At 35.3% G+C, this 18,445-nt stretch carries 10 protein-coding genes; 3 read left to right on the top strand and 7 right to left on the bottom strand.

Features of this window, described 5'->3' with window-relative positions; all coding sequences use genetic code 11:
• Positions 1 to 287 precede the first annotated feature (287 nt).
• The 5 genes from QNJ50_RS24040 to QNJ50_RS24020 form a co-directional block, all read right to left on the bottom strand.
• The gene (locus QNJ50_RS24040; protein ID WP_300640627.1) at positions 288 to 2,303 is read right to left on the bottom strand and encodes an ATP-binding protein; all 2,016 of its coding nucleotides are present in this window, start codon (positions 2,301 to 2,303) and stop codon (positions 288 to 290) included.
• A 3-nt stretch (positions 2,304 to 2,306) separates the two neighbouring features.
• Positions 2,307 to 3,164, bottom strand: a complete 858-nt coding sequence (locus QNJ50_RS24035; RefSeq protein WP_300640625.1) for a substrate-binding domain-containing protein — start codon at positions 3,162 to 3,164, stop codon at positions 2,307 to 2,309.
• Positions 3,165 to 3,528: 364 nt separating this feature from the next.
• On the bottom strand, positions 3,529 to 5,448 hold the full coding sequence (mutL, locus tag QNJ50_RS24030) for a DNA mismatch repair endonuclease MutL (protein ID WP_300640623.1): 1,920 nt from the start codon (positions 5,446 to 5,448) through the stop codon (positions 3,529 to 3,531).
• A gap of 256 nt (positions 5,449 to 5,704) precedes the next feature.
• A complete protein-coding gene (locus tag QNJ50_RS24025) occupies positions 5,705 to 6,730 on the bottom strand; it encodes an adenosine deaminase (RefSeq protein ID WP_300640621.1) in 1,026 nt (341 codons plus the stop codon).
• A 504-nt stretch (positions 6,731 to 7,234) separates the two neighbouring features.
• Positions 7,235 to 9,442, bottom strand: a complete 2,208-nt coding sequence (locus QNJ50_RS24020; RefSeq protein WP_300640619.1) for an ATP-binding protein — start codon at positions 9,440 to 9,442, stop codon at positions 7,235 to 7,237.
• A 1,949-nt stretch (positions 9,443 to 11,391) separates the two neighbouring features.
• Between QNJ50_RS24020 and QNJ50_RS24015 the strand changes: the two genes are divergently transcribed.
• Both QNJ50_RS24015 and uvrC read left to right on the top strand, forming a co-directional pair.
• Positions 11,392 to 11,823: a response regulator gene (locus QNJ50_RS24015; protein ID WP_300640617.1), complete on the top strand. Its 432-nt coding sequence runs from the start codon at positions 11,392 to 11,394 to the stop codon at positions 11,821 to 11,823.
• A gap of 179 nt (positions 11,824 to 12,002) precedes the next feature.
• Complete coding sequence (gene uvrC / locus QNJ50_RS24010; protein WP_300640615.1) at positions 12,003 to 13,895, top strand: excinuclease ABC subunit UvrC; 1,893 nt, start codon at positions 12,003 to 12,005, stop codon at positions 13,893 to 13,895.
• A 258-nt stretch (positions 13,896 to 14,153) separates the two neighbouring features.
• Here uvrC and QNJ50_RS24005 read toward each other — a convergent pair whose 3' ends face one another.
• Positions 14,154 to 15,992 carry a lipoxygenase family protein gene (locus tag QNJ50_RS24005; protein WP_300640613.1) on the bottom strand — a complete coding sequence of 613 codons (1,839 nt, stop codon included), beginning with the start codon at positions 15,990 to 15,992 and terminating at the stop codon, positions 14,154 to 14,156.
• 799 nt (positions 15,993 to 16,791) lie between these two features.
• Here QNJ50_RS24005 and QNJ50_RS24000 point away from each other — a divergent pair.
• Positions 16,792 to 16,971, top strand: coding sequence for a replication restart DNA helicase PriA (locus QNJ50_RS24000; RefSeq protein ID WP_300640611.1), 180 nt, complete (start codon positions 16,792 to 16,794; stop codon positions 16,969 to 16,971).
• Between the two features lie 87 nt (positions 16,972 to 17,058).
• On the opposite strand, the gene rlmN is transcribed toward QNJ50_RS24000, so the two are convergent.
• Entirely contained in the window at positions 17,059 to 18,210 is a 1,152-nt protein-coding gene (gene rlmN / locus QNJ50_RS23995) for a 23S rRNA (adenine(2503)-C(2))-methyltransferase RlmN (protein WP_300640609.1), read from the bottom strand.
• Positions 18,211 to 18,445: the final 235 nt, after the last annotated feature.

Genomic DNA, 18,445 nt, shown 5'->3' with positions numbered 1-18,445 from the left:
CAATCTAAAAATATGGGTGTTGTAGACTACATTCGTTTTGATTTATTAATACGATATATAAATGTAATTTTAAGGAAATCTAGGCTAATATATAGCCAAACAAAAAACTTATGATACATCTATTTTTTGATTAGATATAATAATATTGAAATCCTCAAATTCTCAGTTTAAATTCTCGGTAATATGAGGAATTAAAAAATTATGAATTAAGCTTTTATATTCAAAACATCAAAAATAAAAATATATTTATATATGATATTATAAATGCCTTTATATTATATTTTAATTTAAGATAATTGCTTGACGGGTATTTCAACTACAAATTCCGTACCTTTGCCTTCTTTTGAAGAAAAATTTAACTTTCCGCTATGTTTATCTACAATAATCTGATAACTAATTGATAATCCTAAACCCGTACCTTTACCAACTTCTTTAGTTGTAAAAAATGGGTCGAATAATCTTGGTTTTATTCTATCTGAAATACCTGGTCCATTATCATAAATTCGAATCATAATCCATTCATCATTATTAACTTCAGTAGAAATCTTTATATAACTAGAATTAGCTTTAATTTCTTCTGGTGTTCTGTGTAAATTATATTCATCTAAAGCATCAATTGCATTAACAAAAAGGTTCATAAATACTTGATTGAGTTGCCCGGGATAACAATCAACCAAAGGTAAAGAAGAATACTCTTTAACGATTTTGATCTCTGGACGATTTGACTGTACTTTCAAGCGATTTTGTAAAATCATCAGAGTATTATCTATACCTTCATGAATATCAACCCGTTTAAATTCATCTTCGTCAAGGCGAGAGAAGTTACGTAGAGATAAGACAATTTTACGAATCCTTTCACTTCCGATTGCCATTGAATTTAGAAGTTTTGTAAAATCATTTCTAACATAATCAAGCTCTATTGCTTGAATCTCATCCTGAATTTCTTTGTCAGGCTCGGGGTAGTGCTTTTGATAAAGTTCAATTAAATGCAGTAAATCTTTTGCATAGTCAATAGCCGGAACTATATTTCCATATACAAAGCTGACTGGATTGTTAATTTCATGGGCAATTCCTACAATCATTTGTCCTAAACTAGACATTTTCTCACCCTGAATCATTTGGGCTTGGGTGCACTGTAATTCTTGAAGAAGATTTTTTAGTTCAGAATTTTTTTGTTTTAATTCATATGTTCTATTTTGAACTATATTTTCTAGATTTTGATTATATTCTTCTAATTTTTTATTAGCTTCTTTTTGTTTTTCTAAGAGTAAAGATACTTGCTCTACCATATAATTAAAACTTTTCGCTAAACTAGAAATTTCATCATTATCAGTAATTTTAATTCTGGCACTAAAATCACCACTAGCTAATTTTTGAGTAGCATTAGTTAAATAGATAATTCTACGAGTAACTAAGTTTGTCAGTTTGGTAACAGTAATACTAAATATAGTAGTTCCGACAACAGAAAATATAATTATATAAATCCACAAGTGCTGCTGATTTTCCCTTAAAGGGGTAACGGAATTCAATAGTACTATTTTGACTTGATTGCCGTTTAAACCCATCATGTTGATAGATTTGGCAATAAATTCTTCATCCCCGATATTGACTAATACTGGTTGTGATTTTATCGGTGGTGGTTGCCAATTATTTTTTTTTGCTATTTCTAATGTTGAAGCTGTGACTTTTTTGTCATGAAAAATAACTAAATGTGGTTGTGTTTGCGCTCTGATTTCTGCTAATGTTTCGTCATTAATGGTCTTTCCAATTATTACCCCACCAAGAATTTCTTTTCTGGATTTAACTGAAGTTAAAGCAACCAATACAGAGAATTGCTTCTTATCAACAGTAACTACATCAAAAATATCTATTCCAATACTTGCGGCTTCATGAAGAAATTTATGATTTAATTTTGTTTGTTCAATTTCTCCTTGACGAACATCTGCAAGTGTTACACCTTTTTTATCTATAACTTTAATTAAATCTAGTTCTAATGATTCTTTGAGAGGTAATAAGTAGCGACTTAAAGCTGATTTTTTACTATTATTAACTAATAGTGAAACTTCTTTAGATTCTGCAATCCACCTTGCTTTTAAAAATAATAATTGTTTTCGTCTCTCAAAAGACTCTAATACTGTTGAAGATACTTCTTCTGTTTCCGACCTTAACTTATTTTCGAGGTTATAACTGAAAAAATACCCAAAAGTAATTGTTGCTAAAGCCCAAATAATAATAAGAACCGATAATAAGGGTAAAATGATTTTAATTTTTAAAGGTAGTTTATAATACTTACCCAAAAGCATTGATTATGATTCCTCTAAAGATGGGACAAAACCAGATTGTTGTAAAACTTCTTGACCCTGTTTGCTAAAGATGAAATCCACAAAGCCTTGAGTTTTAGAAGTGGGTTTTTTGCTGTAAACTATTCCTAATTCACGCACCATTTTATATTTGCCTATCCGTACATTTTTAGTTGTAGCTTCGACATTATTAAGACTGAGGCGTTTTACTGATAATTTATTGGATAAGGCATAAGCTAAGGAAAAAGTACCTATGCTATGAGGAGTATTATTTAATGCGTTTACTAATTCTGGTTCGTGACGCATAATTACTGCTTCAGGTGCATTTTTCAGTTCTTTACCCAAGTAATATTCCCGTAAAAGTCTTTTACCAGAATCGTCTTCAGGGCGATCTAAAACTACTATCTTCCCCTTGCTTCCCCCCAGATCTTGCCAGTTAGTTACTCTACCGCTGTATATCGCTTTTAGCTGATAAGTTTGTAAATTACGGACTCCCTTAACGCTACGGTGAATACCAACAACCAAAGCATCTTTAACAAATTCTCGGTATACAACAGAACTATCATCTTCTTCAGGTTTAAGGGTGCGACTGACTGTACCAATATCTACTAACCCTTTCCTTACACCAGCAATACCACTAGAGGATTGACTTTTAGGTAAAAAAGTAAATTTTACGTTAACAGTTTTGTTCTCATAAGCTTTGGCTAATATTTTTGTAGCTTGATAAGTGCTACTTGAACCAACTATTTTTATTTCTTGTTGCACTTGAAGTTCAGGCTCAGTGCTGTCCCTATCAAAGCAGCTAGTAACCGCTAATAAGCTACTAAGACTCAATGCAATACTAAATAAAATACTGTTTTTCATTAACTATTTTGAATAGAAAAATTATTTTATAAAATATTTCAGAAAAATAGATTATTATCCTGAGTATTAACTTGATGGTATATTATTATTCTTATACTAGGCAGTCAAACACCTGTAAATATCAGAGTATTTTGGTATTATATTCATATTTTGAAGTTTATTTTTTAACTCTAACAACACTCTATCAAGAAAACCTTTTTCCTTAGTAAAGTAAACCCCTCGCTCAATTCAATGCTTCTCATATCTCAAAATACATGAGTTTTGTTTATATTAAAAGTAAAAAAACGATCAAACTTTAATTAAGTAACAAAACAATCATTACTGAGGAAAGAATCATTCCTGAGGAAAGCAATAAAATGACCCATTAAATTCCGTGACTTTTACCGATGACCCAATGACGCCGGAAATATTTAGATAAAGAGGATTCAGTTAAAGATAAATAAATAGGGCGTCCGTGGGGACAGGTATGAGGATTACGGGTACGCAGCCATTCGTCTAATAAAGACTGCATTTGTTCTAAACTTAGGGGTGTACCGTTACGAATTGCACTGCGACAAGCAACCGCAACTTGTGCTGTTTGTAAGTCACCTCCCCAACTCAGTTCGATTAAGGCTTCGGCGCAGTCATCCCGGTTTTGCAATAACCCTGGAATAGATCTCACAGCCCAGAGTCGCTCGCCAAAGGGTTCGATATCTATACCGATACGCTGCAATTGTTCTACTTGGGCTATGGATAATTGATAAAGAATAATCGCTGGTTCAACCGGTACAAGTTTCCAGCGATCGCACAATTGTTCGTACAAAACTCGTTCGTGTGCTATGTGCTGTTCGATTAACCACACACCACCTGGATGTTCAGCAACGATATATGTTTTATTAACCTGAGCAACAGCTTTTAAAAATTGGATATTTGATGGAGAATTATTTAAGTTAGAATTATTTAAATCTGACCCATTTATATTAAATGAATGGGTTTTTGATGCATGTATATCTACTGTAGAATTACCTTGTTCGCCATTAATAGAGTTTTGCGATCCAACATGATAGGCGGCTTTTGATTCCGCAGCTTTAATTAACTTACTAACTCGAGTGTTTTGTACTGAAAATTTAATTGTGTCGGCATTAATTCGCAGCGCTCGATCAATAGCCTGTTCCACTTGTTTTTGCCAATAATCTATCTGTTTGAGATAAATTCTGCTTTTTGCTGGGTTGCGGTTCCAGTCCACTTGTTGCGGGGAAATGGAATAATGTAGCAAGCATAGGGGATAGCGATCACGCGGTAAAGTTCGAGCAAGGGAACTAACAATTGTTTGTTCTAGTTCCGGTGATTTGACCATTCTGCCATTCACTGCGACTCTTACCCAGTCAGGACGATGACGATGACAGCGGTCTGGTAATCCTAAAACGAGATTTAAGGTAGAATACCTTTGCTTTTCAGCTTTAGTATCTGACAAAATTGGCGATACTTTACTGTTATTTTCTTTTACCCGATAACTCGTAGGTAAATTTTTGGTTGAATTTATTTGTAACTTTACTTGTGAATCTATTTGCGAGCTTGCGGTGAAACTGACCTCTTCATCTTCTTGGAGTGGATCAGGAATTTTTAACTGTAATTCTTCTAAATCACCATTGCGCAGACGAGGTAAAATCTGTGGTAGAAGCTTTGCAGTTGATGTTGCAGGACATAAGCTAAACCATTTACGATTGTTTTGCCATACTTGCCAAGTTAACTGAGGATGGCATAAAGCTATTTGCTCGATAATTTTTTGTACGGCTTTGATCTGTCGTCCTATCGCCGGTAAACTGCGACGACGGGCAGGAAATTTTCCAAATAGATCTGAGACAGTTACTACAGTACCTGGTGCGATCGCCACTGCTTCCGAGGAAATAATTTTTCCTTCACTGTTGTATACTGCTCTTCGTCCCATATCTCCTGTGGATGGGCGACTTAAAATTTCCAGACTTCCCAATGTAGATAAACTATGTAAGGCTTCGCCACGAAAACCCAAACTGTTAATCTTCCACAAATCTCCGCAAGTGCGAATCTTACTTGTGCTATGGGGAATCGCTGCTCGCTGCAAATCTTCCCAAGTCATTCCACAGCCATTATCAGCTACTGTTAAGCGCCACTGAGATGGCCAAATTGAAACTACAATTCTGGTAGCACCGGCATCTACAGAATTTTCTACCAGTTCTCGAACTACTGCAGCAAAAGAATCAATTACCTCTCCAGCTGCAATCAAATGCACTAATTCCGTCGGTAATTCTTGAATTGTAGATGCCATCTTTTTGTAGGAGTCGTTTACTCTTAATTAACCCTGCCTTACAGAATTGCATTTCAATGGAATTTTCCAATAAAACTTTGCTATTTCACAAGCAGTTGAGCAACTTATTCATATTTCACAATCAAACTTGATTAAATTTTAAAGACTTACAGAGAAAAATCTGATGATTGATAGATTGATATTTGCACAAAAATAATATTTTTTATTAATTGGTTATTTTCCTAATGCTTACCAACTACCTATTACCTATTACCTACTATTTCGAGTTATTTCGAGAATAAATATCATTTAAAATTGATGCGGGACGTTCCCCATAAGGCCATGCAAAAGCGTGACGAAATGCAGCCTCCTGACAATTTTGAAGCATTTCAAAGTTAATAATGTCGTAGGTCAGTAAGTTCTCATATTCAAATGGTAACCTGACATTGTGCAAACCAGCATTATCGGTACAAATAGCAATATCTACCCCAGCATCAAAACAACGCTCGAATACTAATTTTAACTGCCGAATATCTTCGAGGGTTCCAGTTTTAATATAAGTGGTAGGACAGATTTCTAAACACTGTTTGCGTTGTGCTAAATCTGGAAGTAGTTCAGGGTGAAGTAGAGGAATTTGAATGCCGTGTCCTATCCTCATTAGATAAGGTAATAACTCTCGATAGCAACCATCCCTCGTTTCATAAACATGTCCAGTGGTTTTGATCCCTAAAGACAAAGCATACTCGTATAACTTGACTAACTCATCCAAGCGTTCTCTATAGTAGCGATCGCCTCCAGCCAAGTCTACCGCACAAACATATTCTCGCTTTTGGGCTGCCAAATCTACAATTGCCTTATTTACTTCATAGGGAAGGCGGGAATGCATGCATAGAATTTGGCTAGTAACGATCGGATACTCCAATGAATTACTAGTTTTACCGACAATATCTACAATCGAAGCCATCAGATCGATTCTTTGAGACTGACTTAAGTCTTCTGGCGTCCTTAAATAGGGTGTATATCGTAATTCTAAATATGCTAGATTCTCAAAAATGTAAGCACCCCTTAGTAAGCGATAAATAAAGTAAGGCAAACTATTTTCTGTTTGTACGCTTTCTACTAGGGTATGTAGTTCTAAATATTCATCAAGAGTGTTACGCTTGCGAGTATAAAACTCTTCAAAATCTGTATATTCAACAAATTGGGAAATTTTATCGGAGGAATTTCGTTGAAAGTAACGCCACAAAATACGAGGTACAACTGAACCACCGAGATGCCTATGTAATTCCGCGTACAAGGTCATAGCTATATTATTATGTAAATTTAAGTATTATTGAAGTTACTATTGAAACTAAAAATTATTGGCTACTTATCCTTGAGTTTTCAATTCAAGAATTGCCTGAGGTAATTTTTTCCAATACAAGATATTAAGCTAAATATAGCTTATAAAATTAATTATTTGTGACTTATGTCACCATCTACAGACTTTAAATTTTACGCATTAGATGTTACAAGCCCATCCACAGCTAAGATTCCGACTCCTGACCTCTTATATCCGGGTTAATTACCCCTTTCCTTTTTTGAATGAGAAAGGAAAGTGTGGGAAGTGTGGGGGGAAATCCCAAAAAATATAAAGGGGTTTTAAAAATCGGATTTGGTATTATTCCTAACTCATTACTCATTACTCATTACTGTGCGCCGTAGACACTAAAGTGTCTGTGCTTACGCCCCGCCAACACTTTGTGAACGCGCCCCGCTTACGCTAACATTACTCACTACTCCTTACTTCTTACCCCTTATTCTATGTTTATACGTCTCCAGCAATCACTAAATTAATTGTTTGTAATAATTCCTTCGCCGTACAAGGTTTTGATAAAAATGCTTTAACTCCCACACCTGCATTTTCGGCTATATTTTGATTGGACAATAATCCACTAATACCAATAATTTTGACTGCACTATTAATTTTTTGTAAGGTGCGAATAGTTAAAGATCCATCCATTATTGGCATCATCATATCTAACAGTACCACGCTAATAGACTGTTGATATTCGGCATATACCGAAACTGCTTCCACTCCATCACTAGCAGTCATGACTTGATAATTATAGATTTCCAAAGAAGATTTAGTTGCTTCTCGAATTGCAGCTTCATCATCTACAACCAATATTAACTCGCCCGCACCATTGAAAACTTCAGGCTCAACTACATGTGTGATTTTTTCTTTTTGACTGCAGGAAGGTAAATAAACTTGAAATTGGGTTCCTTTACCTAATTCACTGTAAACATTCACAAAACCACCATGACTTTTAACTATACCCAGCGCCGTAGAAAGACCCAATCCAGTACCCTGACCAATATTTTTAGTAGTAAAAAATGGCTCAAAAATTCTTTCTTTAATTTGACTGGGTATACCAATACCAGTATCAGCCACAGTTACTACCACATAATGACCAACTTGAGCATCAATGTTCATTTTGGCATAGTGTTCGTCAATGGTAATATTGGTGGCAGAAATATTTAAGTTACCTCCATCAGACATTGCATCGCGGGCGTTGAGAACTAAATTTACCAAAACTTGGTGTAACTGAGTCATATCACCACAAACACAACCAAGTCGCTCTGGGATACTGGTTTTGCAGTTAATAGACTTGGGAAATGTTTCTGTCACAATTTGTTCGATTTCAGAAATTAATTGCTTGACCTCCACAATCGTTCGCTTACTTTCCATACCTCTAGCGAACCACAAAACCTGCTTGACTAAATTTGCTCCCCTTTGGACATTTTTTTCTAAAGTTTTTAGTAGTTGTTGGTTTTGTTCATCATTTAATCTCATCTGCAACAACTGCACTGACATTAGTATTGGTGCCAAAATATTATTCAGGTCGTGAGCAATTCCACCAGCTAAAGTACCGATACTTTCTAAACGCTGCGATCGCAAAAGCTGCGCTTCCAACTCTTTTTTTCTGGTAATTTCGCGATCAATAGTTAAAATCGATTTTGGCTTACCGCTTTCATCTCTTACTAAAGTCCAGCTACTTTCGACTGTAATTTCTTTACCATTTTTACTTACTTGAGTGAGTTCTCCTCGCCATTCACCTTGCTCAAGAACTATTCCAAGAGCTTGTTTTTGTTGAGCTAAAGCTTTTGTATCTAATACCTTTGAGATATGCTTTCCCACTACCTCAGGGGATGTCCAACCGTAAAGATTTTCAGCACCTTGGTTCCAATATAAAATTTCTTCACAAATATTTTGAAGCGAAATAGCATCTATAGCTATATCTAATAAATTGGCTCGTTCGCGGGTTTTGCTGTCGCGCAATTTTCTAGTAATTTCGGTTTCTTGGAGTTGGCTAATATAATTTTTGAAAAAATAATATAGTAGAACCACTAACGATAAATCTACGACAATTGTAATCCAAAGTATTACAAATATCCGTTGTAAACTTTTATGGAGTTGATTAATGTGTTGCTTTAGTAGGTTTTCTTCTTCAACTTCCATGTTTTGAATTAGTTGCTGAATATTTTCCCCAAGTAGAGTCTGTTTTATACTTTGATTTGGACTGTAATTACCTGAAAAATTTAAGTTTTCTAAATCTGTTTGTGGATTGAGATTTTTTTGTACTGAATTAATATCTGATACAAGTAAATTAAAATTATTATTTATTTTCCGTTTTATTATGTCTATCTTTTGTTGTAACTGTGGTCGTTCTAGCGTTAATTCCTGCAAATTCTGGATATATTCCAAAATATCCCTATGAATGACAAAAGATGTTTCGTTGAGTTTATGAACATTTTTAGTCAACAAGTATTGATCTTCTAAGATTTCAATATCTTTAAATGAGGAGATAATTCTTTCTAGTTGAGCAATCGCCCTTTCAGAATCAAATGCTATATTTTGGGCTTCTATCAGCTTAACAGTGCAATTATAGGTAACTTCGGCATTTACCAACACTACAAATAATAACAATACAAATGTCGCTGTTAGTCTTCTGATGATAGGCCATTTCACCATGAGTTAACTATACTCCTTCAGATGCCTTGTGAAGTAATTCATTAATACTGTTTTTGTTAAAGGTGTTTATATATACTAAAACTAAAATTGATTAGAATTAAGCTAAATTTCCAGAAAACTTAGTTTGCAAAAACTCTCATTACTCCAAACAATAACTTCTTCAAGATGCGTTCACTTGGTAGAATGCGATGCAGAAGTATGAGTTTTAGGCTTTCAAATATATGAATATACTGTTTTTGTTGGGACTAATTAGTTTGAGGGTAGCTATTTTCCTCAATCAAAATTTTTGCTTCATGAAACCCAAACTTAATTTATAAGGTGTGAGGAAATAATTATACGTCTCTACAAAGGTTTTATAACCCAATAGCACCAGATTTTTATATTGTTATATTGTCTTGCAATAAACTGTTGATTATAAGTTTAATCGCTGATAATGAAATAATTTTAGATTATCATTGCTAAGCTGCTAAATTTTTTAATGCTAATTTTACCGCTAAAATTAAGACTTAAATCAACAAAAAATCATTTACACTTTTCAGTGTTATGGCTTGTAATTTTTTTTAATTTAGGAGTCAAGCAATATTAAACTAACCTTAATATCTATGAGCTATTAACCTAGCTAGACCCTCAAATTCTCAAAGAATTGCATTTATTCCTTTGCAGCTACAGTAAAATCACGAAATTGATATACAAAAATCAAACAAGTAAGTGACACTACTAATTTTTGACTCATGATATTTAACATCAAGTTAAGTATTTAATAAATGTTATATCAGACACATTTAACCAGCTGGTTTTGCACCACTTTATTTTTTCACAAGATCAAAATCATGCGAAGAAAATTATAAGGTAATCCTAAGTAATTTTAGCTCTAAGTCAATATTTTTTGATACATTCCACCCATGTGTACGCTCTAGTTTTGAAGACGAAATTATAAACCTATATTTCAATATGGTTCACATAAGACTAATATTATTGGCACAGACGTCATATAGAACCCATTGGGGATCTTTTTTAAGGATAATTCTTAGCCTGACTTTTCCTTTGTGTAAAAAAAATTGGCGTAAGCAAATAATTAATCTTTAAAGAGAAAAATTTAGATATATTTGAGCTATTCCAACGGTACTTACTTGTATCATAAAAATTGTACACACTATCTTTAGGTGAGCGGTCAAAATTTATTTAACATTGTTTAGGACAATACCAACAGAACAATAGGTAATATAGTTTAACGGTAAATAAGATAAATGATTTTCTATTGTTTCCTCAGGACTAAACTTTTCTTTTAACAGAACTGTCAGATCATACTTCCTACAAAATAAATAGGGGTCATATATTGTAGGAGTCTAAAGGATACGCATAAATTATTTTCTCTAATAAATATTCAGATACAGTGTTACTTATAAAATTTTAGCTAACACTATATTTAACGGATTTAATTATTATTAATCACTTCAGAGCTATAAACTTTATTTTCTTCCTTCAATGATTAAGCAAACACTAAAATTGTTTGTACTAGATAAATTTAAATAAAATTAATAAAATATCTATTTTTTGCTTAAATTTCTTATTTAGGATAGAATTACACAGTCAGATTTTAGATTTCCCTTATTTAGATAGTTGTATTATTCTATTTAGATATAGCAAATATCCATGAATAATTTTAGGTATTAGTGTGAATTAATTACCTTTCATCAAGTGGATTAATTTTACCTGGGCAATTTCGATATTTTGTTTACAAATGATTTATCACAACAGAGATAGCCATCATTTTAAGATAGAAATTTGGTCAATATATTTAGCCGAGATCTATAAAATAGTTGGAATAATTAATTCATCATTTTATGGGACGTGAATTCTCATATTTATTTTGCTAACTTTGAATCATTAGGATTTGATGATTGGTGATTTTTGTTGATTGATTTTTAACCTAGGAAGATTAGGTAAAAATGACGGCACAATTACTTGTGAAAAATGAGCAATATTGGTTGCAACAACCCAGAAGAATTTTGTTAGTTGAGGACCATCAAATTAATAGAATGTTACTTAGTGACTATCTCAACTACTGTGGATATCATATTAAAAGCTTATCGGGGGGAATAGACTTTTTTTCAACGATAGAATCTTTTGACCCACATTTAATTTTATTAGATTTAAAGCTTCCAGACCTTGATGGGTACAGTTTATTAGAGGAATTCAAGCAAAAAGATAAATATGCTCGGATACCTATATTTATAGTTTCTGCGTTAGCCTTTAAAACAGATGAGGAGCGGGCGATGAAGCTAGGAGCTAGTAGGTACTTTGTTAAGCCAATTAATCTGATTAATTTATCATTAGCTATTAAGGAAGCGTTTACTAGTTGTAGTAGTTTATGTATCTAAGTCGATCTTTATCATTAAGTCTTCTTTGCTGACAATAATATCTTGATTTTGAAACTCGCACCTTGTGTAACCTAACGAGTAAAAATTAATCACGATTATTTTTCACTGACCCCAGCCAGAAGTCCCCAATCTTCTAGAATATGTAGAGGTAGATTTATGAAAATTGCCAAATACTATTTGTGAGAACATCTACTCAACCTGTACCTCTATCCAAAAACCCAGAACGCCTTGAAGTTCGTCTTAAAGAAATTCCCCCAGAACCAGGCGTTTATTTTATGCGTGACGCTAGCGATCGCATTATATATATTGGTAAATCAAAGAAGTTAAAAAACCGCGTCCGGTCTTATTTTCGCGATTCTCAAAGGCTTACAGAACGCATCGCCACAATGGTGAAACAAGTGACAGATATTGAATTTATTGTCACTGATACTGAAGCAGAGGCTTTAGCCTTAGAAGCGAACTTAATTAAACAGCATCAACCATACTTTAATGTCCTACTTAAGGACGATAAAAAATATCCTTATGTCTGCATCACCTGGTCAGAAGATTATCCACGTATTTTTATTACCCGCAAGCGTCGATTAGGTAAACCAAAAGATAGATTTTACGGACCTTATACAGAATCTCGGTTGCTACGACAAATATTGGGTATTTGCAAGCGAATATTTCCCTTGCGTCAGCGACGTCAACCTTTGTTTAAAGACCGTCCCTGCTTAAATTACGATTTAGGGAGATGTCCTGGTGTTTGTCAACAATTAATTTCACCAGAGGAATACCGCAAAACTGTGCAAAAAATTGCAATGGTGTTTCAAGGTAGGGCTGGCGAACTGATTGATGTTTTAACAGTCCAGATGCAAAAAGCCTCAGAAGAACTAAATTTTGAGGTAGCAGCCCGGATTCGCGACCAAATTTCTGGTTTAAAATCTCTCAATGCTGATCAGAAGGTTGCTCTGCCTGATGATACAGTATCTCGGGATGCGATCGCTTTAGCTGCTGGCGAACAAAATGCTTGCATACAACTGTTTCAAATTCGCGCCGGACAACTAGTTGGACGTTTAGCTTATGTTGCTGAAGTACCCGCTCTTTCACCGGGTGAAAATTTTATGGGGGCGATTCTACAACGAGTATTAGAGGAACATTATCAAACTGCTGATGCTGTTGAAATCCCTACAGAAATTCTAGTTCAACATGACTTACCCGACGGTGAAATTTTGGCAGATATTCTCAGTCAACGTAAAGGTAAGAAAGTAGCGATATTGAATCCTCAACGACAACTCAAGGCAGAATTAATTGAGATGGTCGAACGCAATGCTCAATATGAATTGCAAAGAATGCAAAAATTGAGCGATCGCAACCAGCAAGCTATGCAAGATTTGGCTAATATTATCGACTTACCCGAATTACCGCGTCGCATAGAGGGTTATGATATTTCCCATATCCAAGGTTCAAATGCAGTTGCTTCCCAAGTAGTATTTGTTGATGGGTTACCAGCAAAACAACACTATCGCCACTACAAAATTAAAAATCCTGAAGTTACCATTGGTCATTCCGATGACTTTGCTTCTCTTGCTGAGGTTATTGGACGTCGGTTTCGTAAATATATCAAAGAACCAGAGTTACAGCGTGTAGGTAATCCTGATTGGCCAGATCTAGTTATGATAGATGGTGGTAAAGGTCAGTTATCCTCAGTTGTAGCGGTTCTACAGGAAATGAATTTGTTGGAAGATTTGCGAGTAGTGAGTCTTGCAAAAAAACGAGAAGAAATATTTTTACCTGGAGAATCTCAACCCCTAGCAACTGAACCCGAACAAGCAGGAGTACAACTATTACGTAGATTACGAGACGAAGCCCATAGGTTTGCAGTCAGTTTCCATCGTCAACAACGAACAAATGCTTTGCGGCGATCGCGTCTAGATGAAATACCTGGTTTGGGACACCATCGACAAAAACAATTACTAGCCCATTTTCGTTCTGTAGATTATATCCGGCAAGCCACACTAGCACAATTGGCGGAAGTCTCAGGAATTGGTTCTCGTCTAGCAGAAGAAATCTACAATTACTTTCATCCTTAGCCTAATTTGTCGCGTGCAAAAAACATAGGTAAAAAAATATGGGTAACTGATAACTAAAAGTGCCATTATCAAATTACCCATTACCCATTACCCATTACCATCACTAGAGTAACAAATTCATTTAAAGTTGGGATATTTAAGATTTGAATTTTTGATTAAGTTTTAGCGATTAATATCTTGATTTTTCAAAGTTTTTACGCACAAAGTTGTACTAGAAAAAACTCTAATTTCCGATCGCTTGACTCTATTGGAAACATCTCAACCACTTGTACTGTTAGCCATGCGAGAGGGTAGAAAGCCTGGATAACATTCCTTCCGACGTTTATTTCGCCGTAATATTCGTTTTTCTACCAATTCTAGACGACGCTGGAAATTTGTGAGAACTTTAATCGCTCGCGGATCTTGAAAACTGTTCGCACCAAAATCTGTAAATGCCTTTGGGTCGTACTTGGTACCGACACTTGCAATAGGATTAAGTTGAGCAAAAGTTCGGGTTACATCGGGTAGAAAACTAGTCAGGCTATCTTCATTACCAAACATTCCTTTCTCTTCAGGAATAGGTTTATAGATAGCTCCGGGCATATTGGGAATAAAAGCCATATATTGATATTGAGTCCAAGCAATTGCTGAGTGTTGTGGACCAGCAATGAAAATTATTTGTGTTAACAGGTCAATCAACTGGTTGCGGTTAGTAATTTGCTTCGGTAAGGAAGCTATACCAAAACCTCCATCACTAATCGATTTTTTTAAAACCTGGAGCCAATTTTGTAATTCGAAATCCTCGCGCACATCTCGATTCAATCTGTAGTAAATGCCGATATATTCACTGACATAGTCCTCTAGAGTATTCCAGAGCAACAACCCATCATCCCGATAGGGAAAATCTCGCAACATAGAACGGTCATCCACACCACGCAAATGTAAATTCCTGGGAAATGCAAACTCGCTGAAATTACTAAATAATTCCGAAACACCCCTATCCGCAAGGTTAAGCGAGCTTTCCAGAGTGCCTACAAAAAATGTTTCCACAAATCCCCCTGAATTTATGAGCCGCTCATCAGCCAGAAAATTAACTGCCATAGTGAACTCAAAATGGGGTTTTAATAAAACATTAACCGGATGGCGAGCAGCTAATGAACGAACTGTTGCTAACGCAATTGGTTCCATCGAAAGATGAATCTGACCCAGATGGCGCACCATTGCATGAACGTAAAAATCTGCCATTTGGGCAATCAGTTTAGCTAAAGTCCAATCTACGCCATCCAAGGGTGTACAAAGCAAACTTTCCCCTGGTAATTGTCCCAACTGAATAGCAATAGGAATTAATGGATAACCATCACGACTCCTGTCAGCTAAATAAAGCGCGATCGGCGCAGTTATAAATCTATCGCTTTGAGGATTAACAGTATCGAGTATTGCATAATCAGTAACGAATAGACCCCCCTCTTCAGTTGCACTATCAAGAGTTTCCCTAACCTGTTTTCTTCCCCGTATCTTTGCCAGCACTGTTTGAAAAATTTCATCTGTTATCCCAAATTTTTCCTGCAAATTGTAATTAAGTGCCAAAACATTGGTCAGTTCCATAGGGTTGGGACCATAAAGCCTCTGAATCGCAAATTTTCCATCATCCCGAAAATTATTAGCAATATCCGGCACAGGAAGAACAGGAAATACAGCAGCATAATCATCCAATGCGTCAAAAGACTTAGGATTGGCGAGAAATTCCTGTTGATTTGCTTGTATTTGTTTCCCTAATGTTGCTCGGTTAGCGTTATATCCTTCAGAAAATACCTCTTGAGGAGGCAAAGTTTCCACGCGTACAGAATTGGGTAATCGCAATTCAACTTGATATTCCTGACGCGTTTGTTCGATTTGCAGTTGGCGCTCTTGCTGAATCACAGGTGAATCTTTTTGAGGCAAAGTAGGAATATCTGGATTAGGAGGTGGCTTAGGCTCTGAGGGCTTAGTATTACTGTTCAATAAAGTTTCTAAACCTGGAGTACAGGCAAAACCTATTAGTGCCAACATGGTACGGCGCGATAGAACATATTGCTCGATTAATTTTTGACGTCTTTGTTGTCGAGTTGGCGATCGCATAAAAATATTTCCCCATCAAGCAAGAATTCACATCAATAGCAATCATAGGGGGTCTATCAGTTTTTTTGTAAAATATGAAACTTATATTTAAATATTCAGATTCAAGCCAAATTGCAGTAATTTGTGGCTAACTCAAAAGAAGATTTTGCACCTGTATTTTGAGAGTATGCTGCCAACGTCAACAACTTTCTTATTAATTAAATAAGTTTAACTAATGGCAATTTAGTTCCGAACTTTTTATATACGTGTTAGATTTATCAGCTGAACTAAAAAATACTGCTGATCGTCAATAAAAGTTAGCTCTATAAAATCAAACAAATATACTCCTCTGGAGTTAGTGTTCTCTTGAGTATTAGTTTAACAGTTAATTCTTAGGTTAATATTTTTTCCAGTTTTAAAGCCTGACTATGTGGAAACACTTTTCAGGTTATTTAATCTGTCACAAAAAGCCTAGAATGTATAACTTACATAGATAATCTCAGAGAATTATTATCGGGGATCTGAACAAGACCAAATACACTGCAATTGAAAAATTAAAATAATATATATAAAATTGGATAATTTACAAATGCAAATACTAGAATAAAGATTACAACTTATACAAAAGAGTCCCTTAGCCTGAAAAGTTTTAATAAGTCACAATAAATCTGATTTTTCAGTGATATTTGCTATTTATTCCCAACCAAAAAGCAATAGCAGTATTTTCCATTACCCAACATTAGCACTTTACGTGGTAGAAAATTTTACTTGCTACCACAAACTTTCATAACAAAAAAGTTTAACATCAAGAGGAATTAAAATGCGAACTATACAAGAAATTCGCTGTCCTAACTGTGGTAGCGAAGCAGAAAGACATCATATTGTTGATAGCAAATTAACGCGAACTCAATGTTCTCATTGCGATTACTTGATGGTGACTTGTAGTAGGACAAATAAAGTTATAGAAGCTTATGCTCCGGGTATTTACGCGAAAAGTTAACTTTGATCGTAGGATTTACGAAAAAATTAGGTAAATTGAGCCAGGATTAAGCTTATTTAACTTTTTCCCTGGTTCTTGGCTCCTATATTATTTCAATACCTGGGTTTTATTTGTCCGTAATTGTCCGCAAGCAGCATCAGCTTCCAAACCACGGGAATAGCGAACGCTAACAGCGATATGTTTTTGCTCGAGTATTTGAGTAAAAGCTTGAATCCGATCGCGACTGGGGCGTTTATAATCTACTTCTTGAATGGGGTTATAAGGAATCAAATTTACGTGACTTTGGAATCCCCGCAATCTTTTTGCTAATTCCACAGCATGTTCTGGTAAATCATTCACGCCAGCCAAAAGAATATACTCAAAAGATACCCGTCGCCCCGTAATTTTCACATATTCCCGACATTCAGCAAGTAAATCATCTATTTTGTAGGGACGAGCACTGGGAATAATTTGTTCTCGCAAAGCTTGATTAGAAGCGTGAAGACTTACCGCCAAAGTAACTTGTAATTTATACTCTGCTAATTCAAGAATCCGTCCGGGAATACCTACAGTAGATAAAGTCAAACAACGCTGTCCGATACCCACATCCTGATTAAGAGATTCGATCGCACCCAAAACATTTTGCATATTTAATAAAGGTTCCCCCATACCCATAAATACGATATGGCTGACCCGTTCGCCAAAATCTTCTTGGACTGTTAAAACTTGATCGACAATTTCATGACGTTCCAAATTACGTTGATACCCACCCTTACCCGTAGCACAAAAATCACAAGCCATGGGACAACCTACTTGGGTTGAAACACACACAGTCAAACGTTCAGAATTTTTGTTTTTTCGTGAATTTGTGGTTTGATTTGTTTTTGTTCTACCTTTATTGAAACTAGGAATACCAACCGTTTCTACTATTTGACCATCTGCTAGCCGTAAAAGATATTTAACCGTACCATCGGAAGCAACTGAACGATAATGTAAAGTTGAGCGTCCCACCGGAATATTTGCAACTTCCGCCCGCCATTGTTTAGAAAAAACTGTAATATCAGCTAAGGAACGCGCACCCTTATGATAAATCCAGTCATGTAACTGCTTTCCCCGATAAGCTGGTTGTCCCTGTTGTTTTACCCAACTCTGTAACTGTTCCAAAGAAGCACCTAAAAGAGGTGGAACAGAAATTTTAGAAGAATCTAGAGTTTTCCTTTCAGCAGAGCGATCGGGGACAACAACAGACTTGATAGACATGGCGGTATAAGGTATCGAAACAAGACATTGAATATTTATAGTACGAGATCTAAATTATAGTTGTTAGTTTTTCCCTGAAATTAGTTTTTATCTGGAATTGATTCTCAAGGAGTTGATGTTACTTGTAGTATACTTATACTTCAGGAAGAAACATGTCTGTAACTTTGAGAGAAATCGATCAAGATAACTGGCAAGAGTGTATTAAACTAAAGCCCGATGAGACACAAGTAAACTT

This window comes from Mastigocoleus sp. MO_188.B34 (assembly GCF_030065675.1).
In the GTDB taxonomy this organism is placed as follows: domain Bacteria; phylum Cyanobacteriota; class Cyanobacteriia; order Cyanobacteriales; family Nostocaceae; genus Mastigocoleus.
The sequence above is the reverse complement of the archived record's forward strand: the minus strand, read 5'-3'. Positions and strand labels throughout refer to the sequence as shown.

What these genes read in the sequence shown, in the direction of transcription:
- rlmN (WP_300640609.1), bottom strand. Translation starts at nt 18,210, where the DNA reads ATGTCTATCAAGTCTGTTGTTGTCCCCGATCGCTCTGCTGAAAGGAAA.
- mutL (WP_300640623.1), bottom strand. Translation starts at nt 5,448, where the DNA reads ATGGCATCTACAATTCAAGAATTACCGACGGAATTAGTGCATTTGATT.
- QNJ50_RS24005 (WP_300640613.1), bottom strand. Translation starts at nt 15,992, where the DNA reads ATGCGATCGCCAACTCGACAACAAAGACGTCAAAAATTAATCGAGCAA.
- QNJ50_RS24040 (WP_300640627.1), bottom strand. Translation starts at nt 2,303, where the DNA reads ATGCTTTTGGGTAAGTATTATAAACTACCTTTAAAAATTAAAATCATT.
- QNJ50_RS24000 (WP_300640611.1), top strand. Translation starts at nt 16,792, where the DNA reads ATGCGAACTATACAAGAAATTCGCTGTCCTAACTGTGGTAGCGAAGCA.
- QNJ50_RS24025 (WP_300640621.1), bottom strand. Translation starts at nt 6,730, where the DNA reads ATGACCTTGTACGCGGAATTACATAGGCATCTCGGTGGTTCAGTTGTA.
- QNJ50_RS24035 (WP_300640625.1), bottom strand. Translation starts at nt 3,164, where the DNA reads ATGAAAAACAGTATTTTATTTAGTATTGCATTGAGTCTTAGTAGCTTA.
- QNJ50_RS24015 (WP_300640617.1), top strand. Translation starts at nt 11,392, where the DNA reads ATGACGGCACAATTACTTGTGAAAAATGAGCAATATTGGTTGCAACAA.
- QNJ50_RS24020 (WP_300640619.1), bottom strand. Translation starts at nt 9,442, where the DNA reads ATGGTGAAATGGCCTATCATCAGAAGACTAACAGCGACATTTGTATTG.